Origin of the sequence: Devosia riboflavina, assembly GCF_000743575.1 — a bacterium.
In the GTDB taxonomy this organism is placed as follows: Bacteria; Pseudomonadota; Alphaproteobacteria; order Rhizobiales; family Devosiaceae; genus Devosia; species Devosia riboflavina.
The window spans coordinates 197,848-222,339 of the sequence record NZ_JQGC01000007.1; the positions used below are offsets into that span (position 1 = coordinate 197,848).

General features: G+C 62.5%; 21 protein-coding genes. 7 read left to right on the plus strand and 14 right to left on the minus strand.

From position 1 onward, the window contains the following. Positions 1-90: 90 nt before the first annotated feature. Positions 91-1,008 (minus strand): ABC transporter substrate-binding protein, encoded by a 918-nt coding sequence (locus JP75_RS10105; RefSeq protein ID WP_035082377.1) that lies wholly within the window; start codon positions 1,006-1,008, stop codon positions 91-93. Between the two features lie 270 nt (positions 1,009-1,278). Here JP75_RS10105 and JP75_RS10110 point away from each other — a divergent pair, with 270 nt between their 5' ends. Beyond that, complete coding sequence (locus JP75_RS10110; RefSeq protein WP_201772922.1) at positions 1,279-2,010, plus strand: nucleoside deaminase; 732 nt, start codon at positions 1,279-1,281, stop codon at positions 2,008-2,010. A 184-nt stretch (positions 2,011-2,194) separates the two neighbouring features. Here JP75_RS10110 and JP75_RS10115 read toward each other — a convergent pair whose 3' ends face one another. Further along, a complete protein-coding gene (locus JP75_RS10115; protein WP_035082378.1) occupies positions 2,195-3,052 on the minus strand; it encodes an SMP-30/gluconolactonase/LRE family protein in 858 nt (285 codons plus the stop codon). A 7-nt stretch (positions 3,053-3,059) separates the two neighbouring features. After that, entirely contained in the window at positions 3,060-3,782 is a 723-nt protein-coding gene (locus JP75_RS10120) for a FadR/GntR family transcriptional regulator (protein ID WP_035082379.1), read from the minus strand. Between the two features lie 220 nt (positions 3,783-4,002). Here JP75_RS10120 and JP75_RS10125 point away from each other — a divergent pair, with 220 nt between their 5' ends. Beyond that, positions 4,003-5,010, plus strand: a complete 1,008-nt coding sequence (locus JP75_RS10125) for a mannonate dehydratase (protein ID WP_035082380.1) — start codon at positions 4,003-4,005, stop codon at positions 5,008-5,010. 166 nt (positions 5,011-5,176) lie between these two features. Here the strand turns inward: JP75_RS10125 and kdgD are convergent, their stop codons facing one another. Beyond that, entirely contained in the window at positions 5,177-6,085 is a 909-nt protein-coding gene (gene kdgD / locus JP75_RS10130; RefSeq protein ID WP_035082381.1) for a 5-dehydro-4-deoxyglucarate dehydratase, read from the minus strand. Positions 6,086-6,291: 206 nt separating this feature from the next. On the opposite strand from kdgD, the gene JP75_RS10135 reads away from it, so the two are divergent. Genes JP75_RS10135 through JP75_RS10155 form a run of 5 tightly spaced genes read left to right on the plus strand, consistent with a single transcriptional unit; the run spans position 6,292 to position 12,874 of the window. Further along, positions 6,292-8,193 (plus strand): ABC transporter substrate-binding protein, encoded by a 1,902-nt coding sequence (locus JP75_RS10135; protein WP_035082382.1) that lies wholly within the window; start codon positions 6,292-6,294, stop codon positions 8,191-8,193. Positions 8,194-8,253: 60 nt separating this feature from the next. Next, entirely contained in the window at positions 8,254-9,237 is a 984-nt protein-coding gene (locus JP75_RS10140; protein WP_035082383.1) for an ABC transporter permease, read from the plus strand. Next, positions 9,234-10,385 carry an ABC transporter permease gene (locus JP75_RS10145; protein ID WP_084587591.1) on the plus strand — a complete coding sequence of 384 codons (1,152 nt, stop codon included), beginning with the start codon at positions 9,234-9,236 and terminating at the stop codon, positions 10,383-10,385. Before JP75_RS10140 ends, JP75_RS10145 begins: the two co-directional genes overlap by 4 nt. Positions 10,386-10,392: 7 nt before the next feature. Continuing rightward, positions 10,393-12,066 (plus strand): ABC transporter ATP-binding protein, encoded by a 1,674-nt coding sequence (locus JP75_RS10150; RefSeq protein ID WP_051960569.1) that lies wholly within the window; start codon positions 10,393-10,395, stop codon positions 12,064-12,066. A gap of 10 nt (positions 12,067-12,076) precedes the next feature. Beyond that, positions 12,077-12,874 carry an NAD-dependent epimerase/dehydratase family protein gene (locus tag JP75_RS10155; protein WP_035082385.1) on the plus strand — a complete coding sequence of 266 codons (798 nt, stop codon included), beginning with the start codon at positions 12,077-12,079 and terminating at the stop codon, positions 12,872-12,874. Here JP75_RS10155 and JP75_RS10160 read toward each other — a convergent pair. The 10 genes from JP75_RS10160 to JP75_RS10205 all read right to left on the minus strand — a co-directional run bounded on the left by JP75_RS10160 (position 12,871) and on the right by JP75_RS10205 (position 24,427). Beyond that, on the minus strand, positions 12,871-14,295 hold the full coding sequence (locus JP75_RS10160; protein ID WP_035082386.1) for an MFS transporter: 1,425 nt from the start codon (positions 14,293-14,295) through the stop codon (positions 12,871-12,873). The two genes, JP75_RS10155 and JP75_RS10160, sit on opposite strands and share 4 nt — an antisense overlap. Before the next feature lie 126 nt (positions 14,296-14,421). Next, complete coding sequence (locus JP75_RS10165) at positions 14,422-14,904, minus strand: GlcG/HbpS family heme-binding protein (RefSeq protein WP_035082387.1); 483 nt, start codon at positions 14,902-14,904, stop codon at positions 14,422-14,424. Between the two features lie 89 nt (positions 14,905-14,993). Further along, a complete protein-coding gene (locus JP75_RS10170; RefSeq protein WP_035082388.1) occupies positions 14,994-15,602 on the minus strand; it encodes a response regulator transcription factor in 609 nt (202 codons plus the stop codon). Continuing rightward, entirely contained in the window at positions 15,599-17,095 is a 1,497-nt protein-coding gene (locus JP75_RS10175) for a sensor histidine kinase (RefSeq protein WP_035082389.1), read from the minus strand. Before JP75_RS10175 ends, JP75_RS10170 begins: the two co-directional genes overlap by 4 nt. An 80-nt stretch (positions 17,096-17,175) precedes the next feature. Then, positions 17,176-18,603, minus strand: coding sequence for a siroheme synthase CysG (gene cysG / locus JP75_RS10180; protein WP_051960570.1), 1,428 nt, complete (start codon positions 18,601-18,603; stop codon positions 17,176-17,178). 22 nt (positions 18,604-18,625) lie between these two features. Beyond that, positions 18,626-19,489 carry a formate/nitrite transporter family protein gene (locus JP75_RS10185; RefSeq protein ID WP_051960571.1) on the minus strand — a complete coding sequence of 288 codons (864 nt, stop codon included), beginning with the start codon at positions 19,487-19,489 and terminating at the stop codon, positions 18,626-18,628. Between the two features lie 41 nt (positions 19,490-19,530). Beyond that, complete coding sequence (nirD, locus tag JP75_RS10190) at positions 19,531-19,866, minus strand: nitrite reductase small subunit NirD (protein ID WP_035082529.1); 336 nt, start codon at positions 19,864-19,866, stop codon at positions 19,531-19,533. 5 nt (positions 19,867-19,871) lie between these two features. Further along, complete coding sequence (nirB, locus tag JP75_RS10195) at positions 19,872-22,319, minus strand: nitrite reductase large subunit NirB (protein WP_035082390.1); 2,448 nt, start codon at positions 22,317-22,319, stop codon at positions 19,872-19,874. Positions 22,320-22,599: 280 nt separating this feature from the next. Next, positions 22,600-23,823: a CmpA/NrtA family ABC transporter substrate-binding protein gene (locus JP75_RS10200; protein ID WP_035082391.1), complete on the minus strand. Its 1,224-nt coding sequence runs from the start codon at positions 23,821-23,823 to the stop codon at positions 22,600-22,602. A 16-nt stretch (positions 23,824-23,839) separates the two neighbouring features. Beyond that, positions 23,840-24,427 carry an ANTAR domain-containing response regulator gene (locus JP75_RS10205; protein ID WP_035082392.1) on the minus strand — a complete coding sequence of 196 codons (588 nt, stop codon included), beginning with the start codon at positions 24,425-24,427 and terminating at the stop codon, positions 23,840-23,842. Between the last annotated feature and the right edge of the window lie 65 nt (positions 24,428-24,492).

The following is a 24,492-nucleotide window of genomic DNA, read 5'->3' on the forward strand; positions in this document are numbered from 1 at the left end:
AGTGGCGCGGCCTTGCGCTCCACTGGACATACTTGGTCTCGCACTCGATTGTCACCCCGGGCTTGGTCGGGGTGACAGCTCGTCGCGCCCTCAGCGCGTCGAAGGGATTTCGTAAATCTTCTCGATATCATCGAGCGCCAGATGGGCCGCCATCACACCGCCGGCCGTCGCCCAGACGGTGTCGGACACACCATAGACGTGGTCGGCCTTTACGACATCGAGGTTCTGCCAGAGTGGCGATGCCATCCAGGCTTCTGCTTCCTTGGTCGCGCCGCCGTCGCCGGTTTCGTAACTGAAGTGCAGCAGGCGGTCGCCATCGAGATCGGGGATACGTTCGAGGGTGATCGGTTCGGCAAGGCCAGCCTTGTCCTGCGGTGCGGGGCGGCCGAAGCCGATATCGTGCAGGATGGAACCTGAGAAGCTGTCATTATTGTAGGCGTAGTTCTGGCCCGAGATGAAGCGCACCAGGCCAACCTTTTCGGCCGCGCGATCGCCGAGCGCTGCCTTGATCGCCGCGACGCGGTCCTCGTAGCCTTTGAGTACGGCGTCGCCTTCAGCGGTCTTGCCGACGGCTTCGGCATAGAAGGCGAGATTGTTGCGCCACTGACCGGTGATGTTTTCGACAAAGACGGTCGGCGCGATGGCGGAGAGTTGCTGGTAAATCTGTTCGTGGCGCTTCTTGTTGCCCAGGATCAGGTCGGGCTCGAGCGAGAGGATCACTTCGAGATTGGGGGCCAGTTCCTCGCCCACCATGGTCGTATCCTTGAGCGCTTCAGCAACGTGGTCGAACCAGGGATCGGCATTGGCCGAGCGAACTGCGCCAACCGGCACGAGGCCGAGCGCGAGAAGATCCTCGGTCGCTTCATTGGTCAGGGCGACGATGCGCAGCGGCTGATCCGGAACCGTGGTGACACCCATGATATGGGTGATGTCGCGGGCAAAGGCGGGTGCCGCGAGCGCAAGGAGGAGAGGCACGCCAAGGAGCGCGAGAAGACGGCGAGAAATCATGACCGATCCATTTTATGACTTGTATAGTCATGTTTTATAATGCGCCGGTGCCACATCGAGTCAAGTCGTTGACGATGCCGACGGCGATTGTGATCGCGCTGTCACAGCGATGAGTACCATGCGCAAATCCTTAACGATCTCAAGAGAGACAGGCGTGCCGACATCGGAAGCCAGCATTTGGCGCGATCGCGTTAAACCTCTGTAGCGGATTGAAAAGTAGCGTTCCTCCACCGGTGGCGTCAGCACCGGCATCATCATGTGGGGGACTTCATGACAGGCTGCACTTGCAACACGACCCATGGGGCCGACTGCACGCATATCGAGCGGGACCAGCTCAGCGACCCGAACCGCCGGATGTTTATGGCCAGCGCCGTCGCTGCCGGCGCCGCGGCCACGTTCGGCTTTTCTCCGGTCTCGGCCGTTGCCGCCCCGTCCGACGACAAGAAGGTGTTCATGGAAGAGGCGACGCGCCTTGCCATCGAATCCGTCGAAAAGGGCTGGGGTGGCCCGTTCGGTGCGGTCATCGTCAAAGATGGAGAGATCATCGGCCGCGGGCAGAACCGCGTACTGCTCACCGGCATTCCGGTCTTCCACGCCGAAATCACCGCCATCATCGATGCCTCGACCCGGCTCAATCCCAAGGCGCTGCTCGGCAGCGACTATGGCGCCGGCACGATCCTCGAAATGATCCCGCGCGAAGAGGGCTCGCCCGACCCGGTGCCCGAGCGCGCCAAGATGCTCAAGGGCTGTGAAATCTACATCAATGGCGCGCCATGCCCGATGTGTATGAGCGCCATCTATTGGTCGCGCATCGACCATTTGTATTTTGCCGCCAGCCTCAAGGACACCAGCGCCATTGGCTTCGATGATGCGTTCCAATATGAGGATTTTGCCAAGCCATGGACCGAGCGCCGCATTGCGGTGACCGAGGGCTTTGAGCGCGAAACCGGCTTGAAGGCCTATGAGGCCTGGATGAACAAGGCGGACCGGCATCCCTATTGAGGGGTGGTTGCTCCAGATTGACGCCGCCGCGAGGGGATCGCGGCGGCGTTTTTGTTTGGATCAAAACGCTCCCATTTCCACGATGTCATTCCCGCGAAAGCGGGAACCCCTGTTTTGAAACGGAGGTCCCCGCTTTCGCGGGGATGACACAGTGAAAAGTAGATGGTTGGTGGCACGGGCAGAGCTACCCGAACACCCCTACCGGCACCCCGGGTGCATCCACGCGGAACTGCACGATTCCATCGCGCTCGTCTTCGCGTGAATTGAGGCTCGTCACGAACACCGTCTTCATATCCGACCCGCCAAAGCATGGCATCGTTGGAAATTTCAGGGGCACGTCGACCCAATCCAGCAGTTCCCCCGTTGCCGAAAAGCGATTGATGCGGCTCGCCGAGGGGCCGGCGGACCAATAGTTGCCCAGGATATCGCAGGCGCCGCCATCGGGCCTGCCATTGGCCTCGTCATTCTCGCGCAGCCGGCGACGATTGCTGACTGCGCCGGTCGCGCGATCGAAATCCCAGCAGTCGAGCCACATGCTGCCGCGTGAATCCGAATGGTAGAGCAGGGTCGCGTCAGCATTCCAGGCAAGGCCATTGGAAATGGCAATGCCCTCGGCAATCACCCGCACCTCCCCATTGGGCGCCACGCGATAGAGCTTGGCCGCAGGCGCATCGCGGGGGTCGGCATCCATGCTGCCGACCCAGAAGGCACCATCCGGCCCTACCTTGCCGTCATTGAGCCGCATGTCGGACTTTTCGTGCTCGATCCGTGCGATCTGTTCCCGTGCGCCAGTGGCGGGATTGAATAGGATGATGTCATTGCGCAGAGCCACGACCAGCTTGCCGTTCCTCGCCAGCCCCAAGCTGGGCACCGGCTCGCCGAACGCCCAGACCGTGCGCGCCCCGGTGTCGATATCAAGCGCATGGATTGCTCCCGCCGGAATATCGCACCAGTAAAGGCGCCCTTTGGCCGCGTCCCAGACGGGGCTTTCGCCAACACCAAATCGTTCGTGGATGACCCAGTTCACTTCTGGCTGTGTCATGGCGCTCTCAATGGCCGAGATCGTGGGCCAGACTCCACTCGCGATAGCGGCGGCGGCCGCCTTCGAGGTGCTGGCGCATGGCGAGGCGCGCCGCGTCGGGCTGGCGATCGCTGATGGCTTCAAAAATGCGACGGTGTTCGGTCTGGATGTTTTCCAGAAACTCGGCCTTGTCCTTTTCGTCGCTGAAACTGGCGCCCAGCGCCCGGCGCGGGATCAGTCTTTCGCCCATTTCATCGACGAAGAGACGGAAGCGGGAATTGTTGGTGGCGTCAGCGATGGCGCGGTGAAAGGCGCGGTCGGCGTCGGTCGCGAGGGTGTTGTCGGCCAGATGCCGGGCGAACTGGCTGAGCGCCTGTTCCATGCGGAGCAGATTGGTCTCGGTCCGGCGTTCGGCGGCAAGACCTGCGGCCTCGATCTCGACGCTCATGCGGAATTCGATGAGGTCGAGCACATCGGCAATGTCCTGCGGCGCCTCCATGAACATGGAGCCTCCCAAAACCTTGGGCGGTTCGCTGACATAGACGCCGCTGCCGCGGAGCGAGCGCAGCCGGCCCTCGGCCTTGAGGCTGGCAATCGCCTCACGCACCACGGTGCGGCTCACGTCGAACGTCTCGCAGAGCCTGTCGGCCGGCGGCAGCTTGTCGCCAGGCTTGAGGCCGCTATCGGTGATCAGGCGCACCAGCCCATCCTTGACGCGATCGGTCAGTCGCAGCGCTTCGATTTCAGCCATTTTCCGCTTTCGCGTCCTCGATGATAACAGTCCGCTAGCACATTGCCGCGGAATGGGGGCTTCTCTCGCATGCCATGCTGTGCCGGATTTGTCATCCTTCTCGTGCTGCGATCCTGCTGACGGCGAGAAAATGTCTCTGCCTGCGACCATGTTCGGCTTGTAGCACGCGCAGATTTTTCATACAACTTTGTAGAAGTCATAACACTTGAGGAATTTCGGCATGTATGTGGGCACCCAGCTAAGCGGGGAGAAATTCAACGAGGTGGGGGATGCCCACTTGCGTCAGTTGGCGCAGCTTGGCCTGCGCCATGTCTGCGTCGATCCGGTGGGCAATCCGCATGATTGGACGCGCGAAGTTCTGGAGCGCCATATCGAGCGGATTGAAGCTGCGGGCCTGGTGCTCGACATGGTGCAATTGCCCATGTCTTCGGCCGGCGTCGACAAGGTGAAGTCGCCTTCGATCGTGATGGGTCGCGATCCGGACCGCGAGCGTGAGGTCGACAGCATTTGCCGGCTGATCGAGACGCTTGGTGCGCTCGGTATCAAGGCGGCAAAGTACAATTTCAACATTCTGGGTATTCCGCGCACCCCATCCGAGCGCGGCCGCGGGGGTGCCATCATGTCCACCTTCCGGCACGACCAGACGACCGACGATGCCGTGCCCAGCAGCGCCGGCACCGTCAGTGCTGACGAGATGTGGGAGCGCATCACCTGGTTCCTCGAGCGCGTTGTGCCGGTGGCGGAGGCGAGCAAGGTGCGCCTTGCCTGTCATCCCCACGATCCCCTGACCCGTCCGGGCTATCGCGGCATGGAAGAGCGCGTGCTGGGCTCGGCAGAGGGGCTCAAGAAATTCGTTTCGATCGTGGAAAGTCCTTATCACGGGCTCAATTTCTGCCAGGGCACGGTGGCCGAAAGTCTCGAAAATCCGCGTGAGGAAATCGGGGACATCATCCGCTGGTTCGGCGAGCGGAAGAAGATTTTCAACGTCCATTTCCGCAACATCAAGGGCGGTCGCTATTCCTTCACCGAGGAGTTTCCCGATGCCGGCGACATGGACATGGCAGCGAGCTTGAAGATCTACAAGGAAGTCGGCGTCGACTGCATGATCATGCCCGACCATGTGCCGCACATTGACGGCGAAGCGCCGTTCGAGACCGCCTTTGCTTTCTGCTATGGCTATATCATCGGCCTGTTCCAGGCCAATGGCTGGGATCCTTACGGGGCTTGAGCGCCTCGGATTCCAAATTCCACACCCACGGTGTCATTCCCGCGAAAGCGGGAATCTCTGTTTCCGATCAATGAGATTGCCAAAATCTCGATGGGTTGCTGGGGATGCAAACAAAAGGCCCGGATATTGCGATCCGGGCCTTCTCACGCAGGGAGGCGCGTGTGTCTCAGCGATTGGCGGCAATGAGTTGTGACAACTCCTCGCGTTCCTCGCCGGTCAGTTCCGTAAGCGGGCTGCGGACCTTGCCGGCGCTGCGGCCGACGATATCTGCGCCGGCCTTGACCATGGAAACGGCATAGCCGCGCTTGCGGTCGCGCAGTTCGATCAGCGGCAGGTAGAAATTCTTCAAGAGGTCTTCGATCGTCGCCGCATCGCGGGCGCGGACGGCCTTGTAAAAGCGCAGGGCTAGTTCGGGCACGAAGTTGAACACGGCCGATGAATAGGTGGTGACGCCCATTTCGAGATAGGGTTGGGCAAAGACCTCGGCCGTCGGCAGGCCTCCAACATGCACCAGGCGGTCGCCGATCAGGGTGGAGATCTTGACCATCAGCTGCAGGTCGCCGATCCCGTCCTTGTAGCCGATGAGGTTGGGGCACATCTCGGTCAGCTTTGCGAGGGATTGCGGCGTCAGGCGCGTGTTGTCCCGCGCATAGTAGATGACGCCGATATCGACCGCGTCGCAGATGGCCTTCATATGGGCGATGATACCTTCCTGCTCGGCGAACATCAGATAATGCGGCAGGACCAGAATGCCGGCGGCGCCGGCCTTTTCGGCGCGCTTGGCGAGCTCCACTGCCATGCGCGTGCCATAGCCGACGCCGGCCAAGACCGGCACGCCGGGCGCTGCATTGCTCACCGCGGTGCCGATGATGTCGTCATATTCGCCATCGTAGCCGATCGAGAAGAATTCGCCCGTGCCGCCGGCAGCAAAGAGGCCCGCCGAGTCATAGGAGGAAAGCCATTGCAGACGCTTGGCGTAGGACTTGCGGTCGAACTCGCCTGCTGCATCGAAGTCGGTCACCGGAAATGACAAGAGGCCCGAGCCGATCTTGGTTTTGAGTTCGTCGAAGTTCACGTCCGGTCTCCTGCGGCGACGATTAGTAATACTTCTTCCTGTATGCCTCGCTCCATAAGGGCTGTCAACGGCGCCAATATGTGCAATCTGAAAAAGAAGTATGATTGATTATTGACATGACCATTGCAGTCATACAAAAGTGCAGCCCTCAGCAATCGTCCGGAACGGTACATCCGCCGGCGAACTCAGTCTGACGGGAGGAAAATTTGAAACATCTGAGGGTAGCCGCCCTGGCGGGAATCTCGTTTGCAGCGCTGGCGAGCGGTGCTGCATGGGCCCAGGAATATCAGCAGTCTCCGGCACTCGACGGTCTGGATTTGCCGTCGGTGGCAGAGCGCGTCGGCAGCGAGCCGCGCGTCGTCACTCCCGTTAGCGAAGTCGGAAAATATGGCGGCACGTTCCGCGGCGGCATGGTGGGCGGCAATGACCGCAACATGCTCTTCACCTATTTCGGCTACGAGCCGCTGCTCAGTTGGGATGCCGATTGGAGTGGCGAGGTATTTCCCAATATCGCCAGCGGCTATACGGCAAGCGAGGATAGTAAATCCTTCACCTTCACCCTGCGCGAAGGCATGAAGTGGTCCGATGGCAGCCCGTTCACGGCCGACGATATCGCCTTCTTCATCGAAGACGTCTTGCCTGACGAAAAACTCTTTCCCACCAAGCCGGGTTGGCTGACGGTCGAGGGTGAACTGCCGACGATTGCTGTGGCCTCGCCAACCGAGTTCACCATTTCCTGGACCAAGCCCAACGGCCTCTTCATCATCAATGCCGCGAGCGTCTATGGCGTGCAGCTCGCGCTGCTGAACAAGGCCTATTGCAGCCAGTTCATGCCCAAATACAATCCGGATGCGGACGCCAATGCCAAGGCGGCAGGGGTTGCCGATTGGGCCGAGCACATGACCAATATGTGTGGCGTCGGCATCGAGAATATCCAGCGCTGGCGCAATCCCGAGCGCCCGACGCTCGAAGCCTGGCACATCACTGAGCCCTATGTGGCCGGCGCCACCCGCGTTTCGTTCGAGCGCAATCCCTATTACTGGAAGGTCGACACGGCCGGGAACCAGCTCCCCTATATCGACGGGCTCAGTATTTCGGTGAATGCCGAAGCGCAGACGCTGCTGCTCAGCGTTTTGGCCGGCGAAATCGATTATGAAGTGCGTCACACAGCCAATACGGCGAACCTGCCGGTTCTGGCGGAAGGCACGGAAGCGGGTAATTTCTATATTTCCCCGCGCGAGTCCCGCGTCGGCAATTCGCTTGCCGTGTCGGTCAACCTCAACTCGCATGACCCGGTGAAGGCCGAGATTTTTGGCAACAAGGATTTCCGTGTTGCGCTCTCGCATGCACTTGATCGCGTTGCGATCATCGATACCTTGTTCCTGGGGCAGGGGACGCCGCAGCAGGTGTCGCCGCGTGAGGGCACGCCGTTCTACAATGAGCGGCTTGCGACCCAATATCTCGAGTATAATGTCGATGAGGCCAATCGCCTGCTCGACTCCATCGGTCTCGACAAGCGCGGTGGCAACGGTTTCCGCCTGGCGCCCGATGGCAGCCCGCTGGTGGTTAATGTCGCGGCGGTGACGGCGCTTGGCGCCAATGCCGATGCGGCTGAATTGCTGGTGCAATACTGGCAGGCGGTTGGCGTCGATGCGCGCTTCTCGGCGCAGGATCGTACACGGTTCTACGAAGAGAAGACCGCGAGCCAGCATGACATCGTCGTCTGGGGTGCCACCTCCGGCGGCATCGACGTCTTCATCGATCCGCGCGACTACTTCCCGTTCTCGACCGAGTCCAACTTCGCCGTCGATTGGGCAAAATACTATATCGGCGACGGCGGCACCGAGCCGCCCGATTACGTCAAGGAGCAATGGGCGCTTTACGACCAGATCAAGGGCACGTCGAACCCAGAAGAGCAGGCCGCGCTTTTCCAGCAATTGCTCGAAATCACGGCCGACCAGTTCTACCAGATCGGCATCAGCACGGCCATTCCGGGCCTTGCGGTCGTGTCCAATAATCTCGGCAATGTGCCGACGGACACGCCGACGGGCTGGATCCACCCCGATCCTGGCACGCTCAATACCGAGCAGTTCTACTTCAAGAACTAACCCTGCCTTCTCGCCCGGCCGGTTTTCCGGCCGGGTTCCTCGACCAAGGGATCGCTGCCCATGCTGATCTTTATTCTCAAACGGGTTGCCGGGATGATCCCGGCCATGTTTGCGATCTCGATACTCGCCTTCACCGTCATCCAGTTGCCGCCGGGGGACTATGTCTCAACCTATGCGGCCCAGATCGCCCAGACCGGCGAGGCCGTCGACAGCGCTGTGCTGGCTAATCTGCGCGAGCGCTATGGTCTCGGCGAAAACGTCGCCGTGCAATATTTCAAATGGATCGGCGGCATCGTCCGCGGCGATTTCGGCCAGAGTTTTGAGTGGAACCAGCCGGTGACCGAATTGGTCTGGGGCCGCATGGGCATGACGGCGCTTATCTCCTTCCTGACGCTGATCACCATGTGGGCCGTTTCCCTGCCCATCGGCATCATCTCGGCGGTGCGGCAATATTCGGTCATCGACTATCTGACGACGACCTTTGCCTTCCTCGCGACGGCCGTGCCGGAATTCCTCGTCGCCATCGTGCTCCTCTACATATCGACCATGTGGTTCGGGGTGTCGGTGGGCGGGCTCTTTTCCCCCGCCTTCGAGAATGCGCCATTCTCGCTGGCAAAAGTCCTGGATTTTCTGCAGCACGCCTGGATCCCCATTTTGGTCATTGGCCTTGGCAGCACGGCGGCGCTGACGCGCATCATGCGCGCCAATTTGCTTGACGAGTTGCACAAGCCCTATGTCGAGGCCGCCCGCGCCAAGGGCTTGCCCGAAGGCCGGCTGGTGCTGACCTATCCGGTGCGCGTGGCGCTCAATCCCTTCATCTCCACCATTGGCTGGGTACTTCCGGCCCTTATTTCCGGCGAACTCATCGTGTCCACCGTTCTCAACCTGCCCACGGCCGGGCCTCTGCTGCTGCAGGCGCTCAAGAGCCAGGACATGTACCTGGCCGGCGCCTTTATCCTGCTCACCGGTGGGCTGGTGCTCATCGGCACGCTGATCTCCGACATTCTCCTCGCCATTTCCGATCCGCGGATTCGTCTGTCATGAGCGCGCCCTTCGATACAACCAAGGATGCGGAGCTTCTCGACCAGCAGGTGCATGCCGGCAGCCTTGTTGCTGCCAGCCAGTGGGCGCTGATCTGGCACAAGTTCAGCCGCCATCGCCTGGCCATGGTCGCGCTCGTCGTCGTAGTGTTGATCTATCTCGTGGCCGCTTTTGCCGAGTTTCTGGCGCCTTATGATCCCGGCAAATTCGATCCGCGTTACACTTTCGCGCCGCCGCAGCAGATCCATCTCTTCCTGACGGATGAAGACGGCACGCGCTTTGCTCCGCATGTTCTTGGCTACAAGAGCCAGGTCGATCCCAAGAGCTTTCGACGCCTGTTCCAGCCTGATCCGGAAAAAGTCATTCCGATCGCCTTTTTCGTCGAGGGGCAGCCCTACAAGTTCTGGGGGATATGGGAGGCCAACCGGCACTTCCTCGGGCCCTTGGATAAGGCTGATCCCTTCTTCCTCATTGGTGGCGATCGGCTTGGTCGTGATCTTTTGAGCCGCACCATTCACGGTACGCGCATCTCCATGTCGATCGGCCTTGTGGGCGTGACGTTCTCGCTCATCATTGGCCTGATCCTGGGCGGCATTTCCGGCTATCGGGGCGGTCTTGTCGACCGGGTCATTCAGCGCGTTATCGAGTTTATCCGCTCGGTGCCGACCATTCCGCTGTGGCTTGGCCTTGCCGCTGCCATGCCCAAGGATTGGCCGCCGCTACAGGTCTATTTCGCCATCCTGATCATTCTCTCGCTGATCGGCTGGACCGAAATTGCCCGCGTCGTTCGTGGCCGCTTCCTCAGTCTTCGCCGCGAGGATTTTGTCATCGCCGCGCGGCTCGATGGGGTCAGCGAATTCCGTCTCATCATGCGTCACATGATGCCTTCGCTCTACTCGCACATCATTGCCGCCATTACGCTCGCCATTCCCAACATGATCCTTGCGGAAACGGCGCTGAGTTTCCTCGGCCTCGGCCTGCAGCCGCCCATCGTCAGTTGGGGCGTGCTGTTGCAGGACGCGCAGAACCTGCGCGCCATCACCCAGGCACCGTGGCAGTTTGTGCCAGGGGTCTGCGTGGTCGTGGCGGTGCTGGCCCTCAATTTCCTCGGCGATGGCGTCCGCGACGCTGCCGACCCCTATGCCAAGTGAGCCGGTCATGTCAGACGAAACCATTCTGAAAGTCCGCAATCTCTCGGTCGATTTCCCGATCCAGAAATCCGTGGTCCACGCGGTCAAGCAAGTGAGCTTTGATCTCAAACGCGGCGAGACGCTCTGCGTCGTGGGGGAGAGCGGCTCGGGAAAATCGGTGACGGCCCGCGCCATTCTGCAATTGGTGGCGAAGCCTGGCGCCATCACCGGCGGGCAGATCCTGCTCAATACCGGCTCGGGCGAGGTCGATATCGTCAAACTCGGCAGCCGGGGCCTTGCCATCCGCGAAGTGCGCGGCCGGCGCATCGCCATGATCTTTCAGGAGCCGATGACGAGCCTCTCGCCGGTGCACACCATCGGCCACCAGATCGTCGAAACCATTCTGCTGCACGAAAAGATCAGCAAGGAAGAGGCGCGCAAGCGCGCGGCGGCTCTCCTCGGCCGGGTGCGTATTCCCGAGCCGGAAAAAGCGCTCGACCGCTATTCCTTCGAATTTTCCGGGGGCATGCGGCAGCGGGCGATGATCGCCATGGCGCTTTCGTGCAATCCGGAAATCCTGATTGCCGACGAGCCGACGACGGCGCTCGACGTCACGACCCAAGCCGAAATCCTGTCGCTGATCCGCGAATTGCAGCGCGATCGAGGCATGGCCGTGCTGTTCATCACCCACGATATGGGCGTCGTCGCCCAGATTGCCGATCGTGTCATGGTCATGTTCCGAGGCGAGAAGGTGGAGGAGGCCGGTGTCTTCGATCTCTTCGAACGTCCGCAGCAGGCTTATACGCGGGCGCTGCTCGGCTCGGTGCTGAAACTTGAAACCCCGGCGCCGCGCCCCCCGCGTCCGGCGGCGGAAAAGCCGATCGCAAAAATCGAAAACCTTGAGCTGCACTTTCCGCTCAATGCCGGCTTCATGGGGCGGCCCACCAACTATCTGAAGGCTATCGATGGGGTGAGCCTCACCATCAACCAAGGCGAGACGGTCGGCGTGGTGGGAGAATCCGGATCGGGCAAGACGACGCTGGGGCGCACGCTGTTGCGTGTCTATGATCCGACCGGGGGACAGGTGATGTATTGGCCGAGCAATGGCGAGCCGGTCGATATCGCGACGCTCAACAAGGCCGGCATGAAGTCGCTTTATGGCGAGGTGCGCATGGTGTTTCAGGACCCGCATTCCTCGCTCAATCCGCGCATGACCATCTACCAGACCATTTCGGAGCCGCTTCGCACCAATACCGATATGACCGAGCGACAGATGATGGATCGCGTGTCCGAACTCCTGGCGCGCGTCGGCCTGCCGCCCGATATCGGCGACCGCTATCCACACGCCTTTTCGGGCGGGCAGCGGCAGCGCATTTCCATTGCCCGCGCGGTGGCCGTGCGGCCACGCCTCATCATTGCCGATGAGCCGACCTCGGCTCTGGACGTGTCGCTACGCCATCAGGTGCTCGATCTGATGCGCGACCTGCAGAACGAATATGGCCTATCTTACCTATTCATTTCTCACGATATTTCGGTCATCCGCTATTTCTGCGACCGGGTCGCGGTGATGAAGAACGGCAAGATAGTCGAGGTCGGAGACGTGGTGCAGATTTGCGAAAACCCGCAGCACGCCTATACGCAGAACCTGATCGGCGCGGTGCCGCGCCCAGATCCGCGCCTGCGCGCCGACGCCCCGCAATAAGGAAGGTTTCATGTCCACTATTCTGCTGACCGGCGCTTCCGGAAGGCTGGGCACCCATATGCGTCGTTGGTTTGCCCAAAAGGGCAGGACGGTGCTGGCGACAGATATCAGGCCGGCGGAGGATGGTGGACCGATCGAGATCGTCGATCTTTCAGATCGCCCGGCGGTGGACCGGCTGATGGCGCGGGACATTTCGGGCGTGGTGCATCTCGGCGGCATGGCCAAGGAGGCGGGCTGGCAGACGGTGCTCGATGCCAATATCATCGGCAGCTACAATATCTTTGAATCGGCCCGCAAGGCTGGGGTCAAGCGCGTCGTCTATGCCTCGACCTACCATGTCATCGGCATGTATCCGACGCCGGGCGATACGCCGCTCGACCTCGATGCGCCTTATCGCCCGGACTCGCTCTATGCCGTCTCGAAGGCCTTTGGCGAGACGCTGGGGCGGCTCTATTTCGACAAGTTTGGCATTGAATGCCTTGCCGTTCGCATCTGTACGGCCGGCGACCCCGGCACACCGCGAGAGGCGCGGCTGTGGATCAACCGCGATGACCTGGCGACCTTGATCGAGACCGGCCTCGATCAGCCCGACCTCGGCCATCGGATCGTCTACGGTATTTCAAACAATCCGCTGAAGATGATGGTCAATGAGCCTGATCCGGGGCTCGACTGGACACCGGCCCACGGCTCGGGCGAGTTGGGAAAGCCCGATCCGCTGGCGCCGCTCGATCAAACCGACCCGCGCAACCGTCTCCTCGGCGGGGCTTTTTCGACCTGGGGCCATCAGGACGATAAGTCGGACCTTTAGTGGGCGGCAAAGCTTGAGCTGACGTCCTGCGGCCGGACCATGCTGACCATGTGCCAGGCAGCCACCAGAGCCAGCACTGCAGTAGCGACGCCCAGCGCGTAGACTGGAACGATAGCGAGTTTGACCGCGCCGGCGGACGCGGCCGCCGCCATGCCGCCCGAATTGGCGGCAACCCCGGCAAGCGCGGCCCCGATTGCATTGCCGGCCGATTGCGTCGTCGGGATCAGACCCGAGGCACGGTCGCGCTCTTCGTCACTAGCGGCTTCCATGACGGTGAGGTTGAGATAGCCATTGTGCAGGCCAAAGCCTGAGCCGATGACCAATTGGCCGATGATTACCACGACGACCTGATCGATCTGTAGCCCCGCCAGCACGAGCACCAGCCCCAGGCCGATCATGCCGGGCCCGAGGCGGATGAGCGTCTTGCGGGTTTCCTTGCTGCGCACATTGGCGACGGTGATAGCCGAGAAACTCCAGGCGACGGCGAGCACAGCGGCGAGGGCGCCGGCAGAAGCGGGCTTGTAGCCCCAGATTTCCTGCACCACGAGCACGAGATAGACGGCTGATCCGGCGCCGGCGACATTTATCAGCAGAACGACCCAAAGCCCGGTGCCGACTACGGAAATTGGGCGGAAGGCATCGCGGGGCATCAGGCGCTCTTCGGCTCGGCCGTCCATCCACACGGCGGCCACGAGCAAGGCGGCAGCGACGACCAGCAAGGCTCCCGCCGGTAGCGGCGCTGCAAGAGCGGCGAGGGCCACAAGCATGATCGCTGCGCCGATGGTGAAGAGACGTAATCCCGGGAAGCGGGCGATGACGCGGTCGTCGGGTGAGTGGGCCGGCACCTTGATGACGACCATAGAAGCAAAGAGCAGAACCAGCGGTACATTGACCAGGAAGGCGGCACGCCAGGAGACCATTTCGGTGAGAATCCCGGCAGCCGCGGGGCCGCCGAAGGCTGCGATAGCCCAGATCATTGCCTGCAAGCCGAACACTTTAGGCACAAGGCGCGAGGGGAAAAGCTCTGGAATGAGCGCAAAGCAGATGGCCGAGACCACGCCTTCGCCAAGGCCCTGAAGCGCGCGGCCGACAAGCACCTGCGGCATGGACGTGGCGGTCGCGGCAATGACCGTACCAAGAAGAAAGACGCCTGCGGAAACCAGCAGAGCGGTGCGCGCGCCAAGGCGCTGCTTGAGGAGTGCAGCGCCGGAGCCGCCGACAATGGCGAAGACGAGGAAAAGCGTTAGCGCCCAGGAAATCAGCGCTACGCCACCCAGTTCCTGCACGGCTGTCGGCAGGGAAATTGAGGCGAGGAAGGCGTTGAAGGCGAGAAGCGCTACGCCGAGGCACAGGATCAGCGTCACGGTCGCATAGCGCGGCGTGAAAATTTCGGCCCAGCGGCCTTCTACTGAATCTGACATATCGCCTCCAATTTTCCAAGCAATCACTTGTTTAATTCAAGTCGCCAGGGAAGGCAATCAAATGTGCAGGTCGCCTGAAAATTGTGCAGGGATAAGGGGGGCGAGCCATGGCCGCCCTCTTTGCGCTTATTCAGCGCCAATGGCAGTGAGGCCAGCGCGGGCGCAATCAGCGTCCAGACCGCCATTGGGGGCGCCGCCCACGCCGATGCCGCCGACCAGGGCTTCGCCGATCCGGATCGGCAGGCCGCCGGCCTGAATGACGAAGCGGGCATCCATGTCGCGCAGGCCGTTATTGTTCGGGTTCGCGGCGATGAAATCGGCGAGCTCACCGGCATCGCGGCCGAGGGCGGCGGCGGTAAAAGCCTTGCCTTCGGCGCTGCTGCCGGTGTGCGGGCCGGACATGTCGGCCTTGAGGAGAACCTTGGTCGCTCCATCACGGCCCACCACGGCGACGGAGACGTTGTAGCCGCCGGCGGCGCAGGCTTCGATTGCGGCCAGGGCGGCCGAGGTCGCAAGGTCGAGCGGCAGGTAGGGTGCGGTCGGCAGGTCCTGGGCGAAAGCGGCGGTGGGGGCCAGCAGCATGGCGGTCAGTGCGAGGGAGCGAAGCATGGTGATTTCCTCTCTGTTGGTGATGAGGAAATCCTAGTTGCCGTGCGGGCTGCGATGAATCGGTAGGGTTGGCGCCGGTCTCGGTAGAACTACCGAGTGTCTTGCCCTTCGAGCCAGAGCCGGGTCATTTCGGCCTGCGAGGTCGTGCCCAGCTTGAGGCCGATGGCGGCGCGGTGGGTGTCGACGGTACGCGGGGAGAGGCCGAGACCTTCGGCAATCTCGCGCGTCGAAAATCCCTGGGCAATGCGGTCGAGGACTTCCGTCTCGCGCGGGGTCAGGGCCGAAAGAAGTGCCTGCGTTTCGGCCCGCAGTGCTTTGGCGCCAAGGCTGCGGTCAAGAATGTGCTGGGCGCGCTGGATGGCATCTATGAGATCCTGCTCGTCGACGGGCTTTGAGAGAAAGTCGACGGCGCCATTTCTGAAGGCGCGGCGGCAGGCTTCGATATCGCCGTGGCCGGAAATGACGATGGTGGGCCAGTCGATGCCCTGGGCCAGCAATTGTTCCTGCAATTTGAGCCCGCTGATGGCGGGCATGCGGATATCGAGGATCAGGCAGCCGGGTTCGAGCCGGGATAATTGGCCGAGAAATGCAGAGGGGTCTCCAAAGCCTTTCACGCTGAGCCCGATGGTGGAAAGCAGCAGGCTCAGCGCGTTGCGCACGGCCTCGTCGTCATCGATGAGATAAACGGGTTGGGTCATTTTGTGTCTCCCCCGGGCGCGAGAGGCAGCGTCACGCGGAAGAGCGCGCCGCGATCCTGCGGGATATAGGCGATCTCACCACCGGCTCGTTCTACGAGTCTTTGGCTGAGCGCCAATCCCAGACCCGTGCCCTCGGGGCGCGTGGTGGTGAAGGGCGTAAACAGTTTCGGCACGAGTTCAGTGGGAACGCCGGGGCCGTTGTCGGCGATATCGAGGCGAACCGCGCCGCCGGCCTCCATGAGCTCGATCCGGACTTCTCGTGGCTCGGACTGCTCGGAGACGGCCTCGAGAGCATTGCGCAGCAGGTTGAAAATCACCTGTTCCAGCTCGACCGGGTCGGCGAGGACGCTGACCGGCCTCGTGGAAAGGCGGGGTTGCAGGGTGACGGCGCGTTGAGCCGCTTCGCTGCCGAGCAGGGTCATCACTGAACGGACTGCGGCACCGAGATCGACTGGCGCTGGCGGGGCACGTTGCGGACGCGACCAGTTGCGTAGACGCTCGAGAATGTCGGCGGCACGGCGGGCCTGCCCCACCGTGTCATCAAGCACTTTGCCGAGGGCTGCATTGTCCTGCCGGGCGAGGAGGTGCTTTCCGGCCTGCGCCTGGGAGAGAATGGCTGTCAGCGGCTGGGTCAGTTCGTGGGCCATGCCGCTCGCCATTTCGCCCATGGCGTTGACGCGGGCGGCGTGGGCGAGGCGGGACTCCATATCGCTGAGTTCGGCGCGGCGCTCGGCAAGGCGGGCGCGGGTGCGCTGTTGCATGAGGGTTGTGCCGATAGCGGCCAGAAGGCCGGCGCCGATGATAATGGCTGCCAGCCGATCGAGCGGCAGCAACTGACCGAGGCTGACCGGCATGGCTGCTTCGAGCAGCAGTGGCTGCGTGGCGCTGCCGAGGCGGCGAGAAAATTGCGGCGCGGCGGGCATCTCGGCGGGACCGAAGACCACCTGTCCATCCGGCATGGTCAGGCGCAGGGTCGCATTGCCATTGCGCCAGAATGCTGCATCGGAGGCGAGCAATTGCGCGACATCGACGGCAAGCATCAATCCGTCCCGCGCCGCATCGTTGTTTGGGCTGCGCTTGACCATAAGGTAGTGGCCGGGGCGCTCGGGCGCGGTGAGGAGGGCGGTCTGGCCAGTCGAAGCTGCCGCTGCTGCCTTGATCGCTTCGGCGAGGTTGGGTTCCAGCGGCCCCGTGCCGGCCATTGGCGCCATACCATCAAGCGGCATGAGCTGGATTTCGTCGATGCGTGGATAGAAGCGCAGGATCGTCGTGGCGACTTCGAGGAAGGCGCTGCTGTCGGTCTTGTCCGCCTGGGCGATGGCGGAGAGCGCTGTCAGATGAGCATCATGCTGGTCGGCGCGTTGTGCGGCTTCAGCGGCCAGGGTCGAGCCGGCCTGTTCCAGCTCGCCGAGCAGGGTCACCTGGCGATAAGAGCCGAGGCCTGCCGTGCCGAGCAGGGCCAGTCCCACCCACCAGATCCAAAACCACTTCATCCGCACGGCATGCCAGCGTTCAACATGCCGCCATCAATGGCTCAATCTGCCCCCTCGCGGCAAGATCAATCGCCTTATGGTCAGGCCGTGGCCCGCAATTGCGCCTCGGTGGGCAGGCGCAAGGCTGAGCCAATGCCGAGGATGATGGGGCAGTCGAGATCGAGCTTCTTGGACTCTTCCGCGGCATCGCGCAGGCAGGTGTGAATGATGTTTTGGCTGGGACGGCTGACATTGGAGGCGAAGACCACCGGCGTGTCGTGAGCAAGGCCGGCAGCGAGAAGGCGAGCCACCAGTTCACCCGAAGTGCGGCCGGCCATATAGTAGAGGTGGGTCGTCGATTTGTCAGCGAGGGCGGTCCAATCGAGATTGACCGGCAGTTTGCCGTCGCGGCTATGGGCGGTGACGAAGCGGACGGACTGGGCGCAATCGCGGTGGGTCAGCGAGAGTTTCAGTTCCGAGGCCAATGCAAGGGCGGTGGTGATGCCGGGAACGACGTCCACAGGAATACCAGCGCGGTTGAGTTCGGCGATTTCCTCGCCGGCCCGGCCGAAGATCATCGGGTCGCCGGATTTGAGACGCACCACATGGCGGCCTGCCTTGGCGAGGGTGATCATGGTCCGATTGATATCTTCCTGCCTGCAGCTATCGCGGCCGCCGCGTTTGCCGACGAGAATGCGCTTGGCCTCGCGCCGCGCCAGTTCGAGCACGTCGTCGGAAACGAGATCGTCGAAGAGGATGACGTCGGCTGCTTGCAGCGCGCGCATGGCTTTGAGGGTGAGATACTCGGCGTCGCCGGGGCCGGCGCCGACAAGGGTGACCCGACCGCCGTCGGTGCCTTTGGCTGCCTCGATCCAGTTTTCGAGTTCGGCTTCTTCGGCAGGCGTATGGAAGGCTTTTTCGGCGAGTCGCTGCCAGAAGTGGCGGCGTTCCGGGCCGGGATCAAGCAGGCTCGTGGCGCGGGTGCGGATGTGGCGGGCAAGGCCGGCCCAATCGGTTAGGCTTTTGGGCAGCATGGCTTCCACCCGCTGGCGCACGGCCTGGCCGAGAATGGGCGCAGCGCCTGAGGTCGAAATGCCTACGACCAGCGGCGAGCGATTGACGATGGAGCCGAACTGGAAATCGCAGAAGGCCGGCTTGTCGATGACATTGACAGGGACGCCGAAGCGACGCGCTGCGCCGGCGAAATGGGCGGCCTCGTCTTCGTCCTCGCAGTCGCCGACTGCCATGGCATAGCCGGTCCAAGCTATGACGGTCCAATGGCCATTGAGAAGAGTTACTTGCCCGGACGTTGCAAGGCCTCGCATCTCTTCGGAAAGTTCACTTTCGGGCGCGGCGACTTCGACCGTGGCGCCGGTTGCCGCCAACAGCTCGGCTTTCCAGGCTGCCGCTTCCGAGCCACCGGCAAGCAGAACGCGCTTGCCGGTGAGGGTGTAAAAGACCGGAAGGGTCGAGAGGGCAGCAAGGCGCGGACGCTGTGCTTCACCCGGCTGGCGCGTGACGATGTGCATCTCCCGGTCTCCTTGTTCGTGGTTATTCGGCCGCGACGGGGCTGGCGCCGACTTCGCGCACGGCGCCGACGGTCGAGGGCTTCTTGCGCGAGGGGGCGGTGCGGCTGTGGGTGGCGTAGAGGGTGAGGCCGACAAAGGTCAGGCCGCCGACGAGATTGCCGACAACGGTGGGGATCTCGTTCCAGACCATGTAGTCCCAGAAGGAAAACTGGCCGCCGAGCAAGATGCCCGAGGGGAAGAGGAACATGTTCACGATGGAATGCTCAAAACCCATGTAGAAAAAGAGCATGATGGGCATCCACATGCCCAGAACCTTGCCGGTGACCGAATTGGACATCATGGCGGCGACGACGCCGGTCGAGACCATCCAGTTGCAGAGCACGCCGCGGATGAAGAGCGTCAGCATGCCGGCAGCGCCATGGGCGGCATAGCCGAGGGTGCGGCCTTCACCGATATGGCCGATGCGTTCGCCCACGGCGTCGGGCGCCTGGGTGAAACCGAAGGTGACGACCACGGCCATCATCAGCGCCACGGTGAGGGCGCCGGCAAAATTGCCGGCAAAGACGAGACCCCAATTGCGCAACACACCGCCTATGGTCACGCCGGGGCGCTTGTCGATGAGGGCGAGAGGCACGAGAGTGAAGACGCCGGTGAGGAGGTCAAAGCCCATGAGATAGAGGAGGCAGAAGCCGACGGGGAAGAGGATGGCCCCGGCAAGCGGCTGGCCGGTCTGTACGCTGATGGTGATAGCGAAGGCAGCGGCGAGGGCCAGGATGGCACCGGCCATGAATGCGCGGATCAGCGTGTCCCTGGTGGACATGAAGACCTTTGCCTCGCCGGCGTCGATCATCTTCTTGATGAAGTCGGTGGGGGCGACGTAGTCCATTTTACTCTCCTGAAGGTCGATGGTGTGTCGAGGGAAGGGTTTCAGGCGGCCGTGGCCGCGGCGAAGCTGTGCGCATCGATGAGGATGCGGTCCTGGTGGAGGCGGAGCGGATAGGTCCGCACCGCGCCCTTGTCGGCGCCTTGGGCGGTGCCGGTTTCGAGTGAGAAAACCCAGTTGTGAAGCGGGCAGGTGACCTGTGCGCCATGGACGATGCCCTGGCTCAGGGGGCCGCCTTTGTGCGGGCACTGGTCGTCGATGGCGAAAACCCTGTCATCGGCAGTGCGAAAGACGGCGATCTTGCCGAGCGGCGTCTTGATGCAGCGGGCGCCGCGGCGGGGAACGTCTTCGAGGCACCCGATATCGACCCAATCGTTCATGGCCATCACTCCGCTGCCTGCAACATCTGGAAATCGGCCATGGCCGCGAATTCGTGGGCGTCGCGGCCGTTGACGCGCTCTTCCCAGGGATCGACCTGGGCGAATTTCTGCGAATAGACGAAGCGCTCGAAGAGCTGGCGGCGCTTGGCCAGGTCCTCGACCACATTGACCTTGATCGAGTCCGAGCCGACGCGCTTGGCCCATTTGTAGATGCGCTCGAGGTAGCGGCCCTGCTCGCGATAGAGCTGGGTCAGGGCGGCGATGATCTCCATCGCCTCGTCCTCGGTCTTGGCATGGCAGAGGACTTCCGTGCCCTTGATGTCGAGGCCGGCGGCGCCGCCGAAGTGGATTTCGTAACCGGAGTCGACGCAGATCACGCCGATGTCTTTGCAGGTTGCCTCGGCGCAATTGCGTGGGCAGCCGGAGACGGCGAGTTTCAGTTTCGCCGGGGTCCAGGAGCCCCACATGAACTTTTCGATGCGCACGCCAAGGCCCGTCGAATCCTGCGTGCCGAAGCGGCACCAGTCCGAACCGACACATGTCTTTACCGTGCGCAGACCTTTGGCATAGGCGGCGCCCGACATCATGCCGGCCTTGTTGAGATCGGCCCAGACGGCGGGCAGGTCTTCCTTCTTGATGCCCAAAAGATCGATGCGCTGACCGCCAGTCACCTTGATGGTGGGGACGTCAAACTTGTCGGCGACATCGGCGATGGCGCGTAGCTCGTTGGCGGTGGTGAGGCCGCCGAACATGCGCGGTACCACCGAATAGGTGCCGTCCTTCTGGATATTGGCGTGGACGCGTTCATTGATGAAGCGCGACTGGCCGTCGTCCTCATATTCGCCGGGCCAGTTGGCAACGAGATAGTAGTTGAGAGCCGGGCGGCACTTGGCGCAGCCGCATGAGGTTTTCCAGCCCAGTTCCTGCATCACGGCGGGGATGGATTTCAGCTCCTGCGCCACGATCAGGCGGCGCACTTCGTCGTGGCCCAGCTCGGTGCAATTGCACATGGGCTGGATGGCGGCGGGATTGTACTTATCGCCCAATGTCGCCATCAGCAGCTTTTCGACGAGGCCGGTGCAGGAGCCGCAGGAGGCCGAGGCCTTGGTATGGGCGCGAACGTCGTCGAGCGAGGTCAGGCCCTTGGAGGTGATGGCATTGGCAATGGTGCCCTTGCAGACGCCACTGCAGCCGCAGATTTCGGCTTCGGCGGGGAGGGCTGCAACGGCGGCAAGCGGGTCGGCAGACGCACCGCCGCCGTAGCTCTGGCCGTAGATCAGGGTGTCGCGCATGGGCGCGATGTCAGTGCCGCGCTTCAAGAGGTCGAAGAACCATGACCCATCGGCGGTATCGCCATAGAGCACGGCGCCGAGAACGCGATTGTCCTTGAGGACGACGCGCTTGTAGACCCCGGCCGTGGCGTCCCGCAGCACGATCTCTTCGCGGTCGTCGGCCTCGGCAAAATCACCGGCGGAATAGAGGCTTACACCGGTTACCTTGAGTTGCGTGGCGGTCTGCACCGGCTTGAAGGTGGCCTCCGTGCCGGTCAGGGTCTTGGCGGCGACCTTGGCCATGTCATAGAGGGGCGCGACGAGGCCGTAGACGGCGCCCTTGTGCTCGACGCATTCGCCCAGCGCGAGAATGTCGGAGTCGGAGGTCACCATGGCATCATCGACGACGATACCGCGATTGATCTCGATGCCGGCGTCGGTTGCGAGGCGCGTTTCCGGGCGAATGCCCGCGGCCATGACCACGAGGTCGGCGGGGTAGATGGTGCCATCATCGAGCGCTACGGCTTCGACGCGGTCAGTCCCGAGGATGGCCTTGGTCTGCGCCTTGCAATGAACTTTTATGCCCCGACCTTCCAACTCGCGGCGCAGCAGATAGCCGGCGGCAGCGTCGAGCTGGCGCTCCATCAGGTGACCGGAGAGGTGGAGAACGACGACTTCCATGCCGCGCCCGCGCAGGGCTGCGGCGGCTTCGAGGCCCAAGAGGCCGCCGCCGATGACCACGGCTTTCGCATCGGGTTTGTCGGCCATTGAAACCATGGCTTCGACATCGTCGAGATCGCGGAAGGCGCGCACACCCGGCAGGTAGCGACCGGCGATGGGGAGGATGAAGGGGGCGGAGCCGGTGGCGATGACCAGCCGGTCATAGGGTGTCTCGACGCCATCGGCAAAGACGGTTTTGGCCGCGCGGTCGATTTTGGTCACCGTCTGGCCGAAGCGGCAGCGCACATTGTTGGCGGCGTACCAGTCGGCATCGTGGGTGACGATGTCTTCATAGCGCTTTTCGCCGGCGAGAACCGGCGAGAGCATGATGCGGTTGTAGTTACCGCGCGGTTCGGCACCGAACAGGGTGACGTCGTAGCGACCGGGTTCGGCTTCGAAGAGATGTTCCAGCATGCGGCCCGAGGCCATGCCAGCACCGATGATGACGAGTTTTTCGGCCATGTTCTTCCCAAAACGAAAACGCCGCCAACCAGCAGGGACCTCGTCGCAAGACGAAGGCTCTGAAGGTTGGCGGCGTTGCCAATATGTGGCGCCCATCGTTGGACGCCGGAATTTCAATGCGCCGAGGCGCTTGGGAGTATCCTTGCAGGAAGCGTGCCAAACGGCCGTGCGCAGTAAAATCCGAGGTTGCTCAGGACTTTACGCGGCGCGCCTCAGCAATTGATTCATCGACTTAATGTGCTGCTTTGCACGGCAGTTCGGCGTTCTGCTCATATTTTGATCATGAGCCGCGTTGTGCCGCGATATAGGCATCGAGCGTGTCGGGATCAAAATCCGTCCCGTCGAAGAAGCCATCCGGCCCCAAGGTCAGGTGTCCGCCGATGGCGCCAACTTCGGTCGGTTCACGCAAGGCGCCTTCAATCTTGCTGCTGGCGCCCGGCACGGGCATGCCCATGCCGGAAAGGGCGGCTCGATAAAGATCGGGCCGATAGCTGGCTGCAGCTTTCTGCGCGTTTTGCGGCTTATGGGCCACCTGGCCCCAGCGCACCATCTGCGAATAGAACCAGAGGGCGTGGCTCACCCAAGGGAAGTTGGCGGCGCGGGAATAGGGCACGAAGAAATCCGGCATGAACCGTTCGACGCCCGGCTCGAATTGCAGTTTTCCGGTCACGGCGCGCAGGATGAGATCGGCGTCTATACCCAGCCGATCCTCGCGGGCCAGCATGGCGGCGAGGGCCATGTGGTTGGCCGGGTCTTCGCACCAGCGCGCGGCGCGGGTTGCGGCGCGCAGCAGGGCGGCGAGCTGTTCGGGAAAGCGCTCGGCCCATTGCAGGCGCGTGCCCAACACCTTGTCCGGGCTCATCTGCCAGATCTGGCCCTTAGTGGTGACAATCCGACCGACGCCGCGCGCCACGGCGACCGAGCCGAAGGGTTCACCGACGCAAAATCCGTCGGTGCGCTTGGCCGCGAGCGCATCGGCCTGCAAAGGCGGGGGCACGATGACGATGTCGACGTCGCGGTCCGGGTCGATCCCTGAAGCGGCCAGCCAATAGCGCAAGGCATAGTTATGGGCGCTTTCGGGATGCACCACGGCGAGGCGCAGGTGTGGCTCGCCGGAGCGCGCACGATCCGCGATGACTTTTCGGAGGGCCGCACCAACAGGGCCGGGCGCGCCGTCCTCGGGTGCGCCGGCCTCTGCCATTTTATCCCAGATGGCGTTGGACATGGTGATGGCAGCGCCGCCGAGACCGAGCGCCATGGGGGCAATCACCGCCGCGTCGAGCGGGGTCAGGCCGAGATTGGCACTGAGGGGCATGGGTCCGAGCATATGGGCCACGTCGAGATGGCCGATGGCGACGCGGTCGCGAATATTGGCCCAGGAGGTCTCGCGCACGAGGTTGAGGTGCAGGCCCTCGCTCTCGGCAAAGCCGAATTCTTCGGCGGCGAGCAGCACCGCGCTATCGAGCAGGGGCACATATCCGGCTGATATCTGCGTCAGGCCCATGAGCAAAAATCCTTCTTCATGGTCCCAAAAGCTCCGCGGCCGTGACGACCGCCTGGGCAATTTCGACGATCTTGCGGTTCTGGTTCATGGCGGTGGTCCGCAGCAACGCATAGGCGGCATCTTCGGAAAGGCCGCGCGATGTCATCAGAATACCCTTGGCCTTGTCGATGACCTTGCGCCCCTGCAATTCGGAGCGGGCGGCTTCTAGTTCATCGCGCAGCCGCGAAAAGGCGCGAAAACGGACGATGGCCATGTCGAGGATTGGCTTGATGCGGTCCTTGCGTAGCCCGTCCACCACATAGGCGGAAACGCCGGCATCGACCGCCGCCTCGATTTCGGCAGGGTCGGATTTGTCGACGAACATGGCGATCGGTCGCTTGATGGTGCGGCTCAGGGCGAAGAAATGCTCCAGCACGTCGCGATTGGGATTTTCGAGGTCGATGATGACCACATCGGGCGCGATCTCGCCGATGCGCTGCGCGACATCCTCGATATCGGTAATGACGCGCACCGAAGCATGGCCGGCCTCGCGCAGCCCGGCCTCGATGATCGAGGCGCGGATCGCGTTGTCGTCAATCACCAGAATCGAAAGCGACTCTGTCATGGACCTCAACTGCAAGGATGTCGGCGGCTCAGTCACTGCATGACTGGTGGGCCGCTGTCTACTTC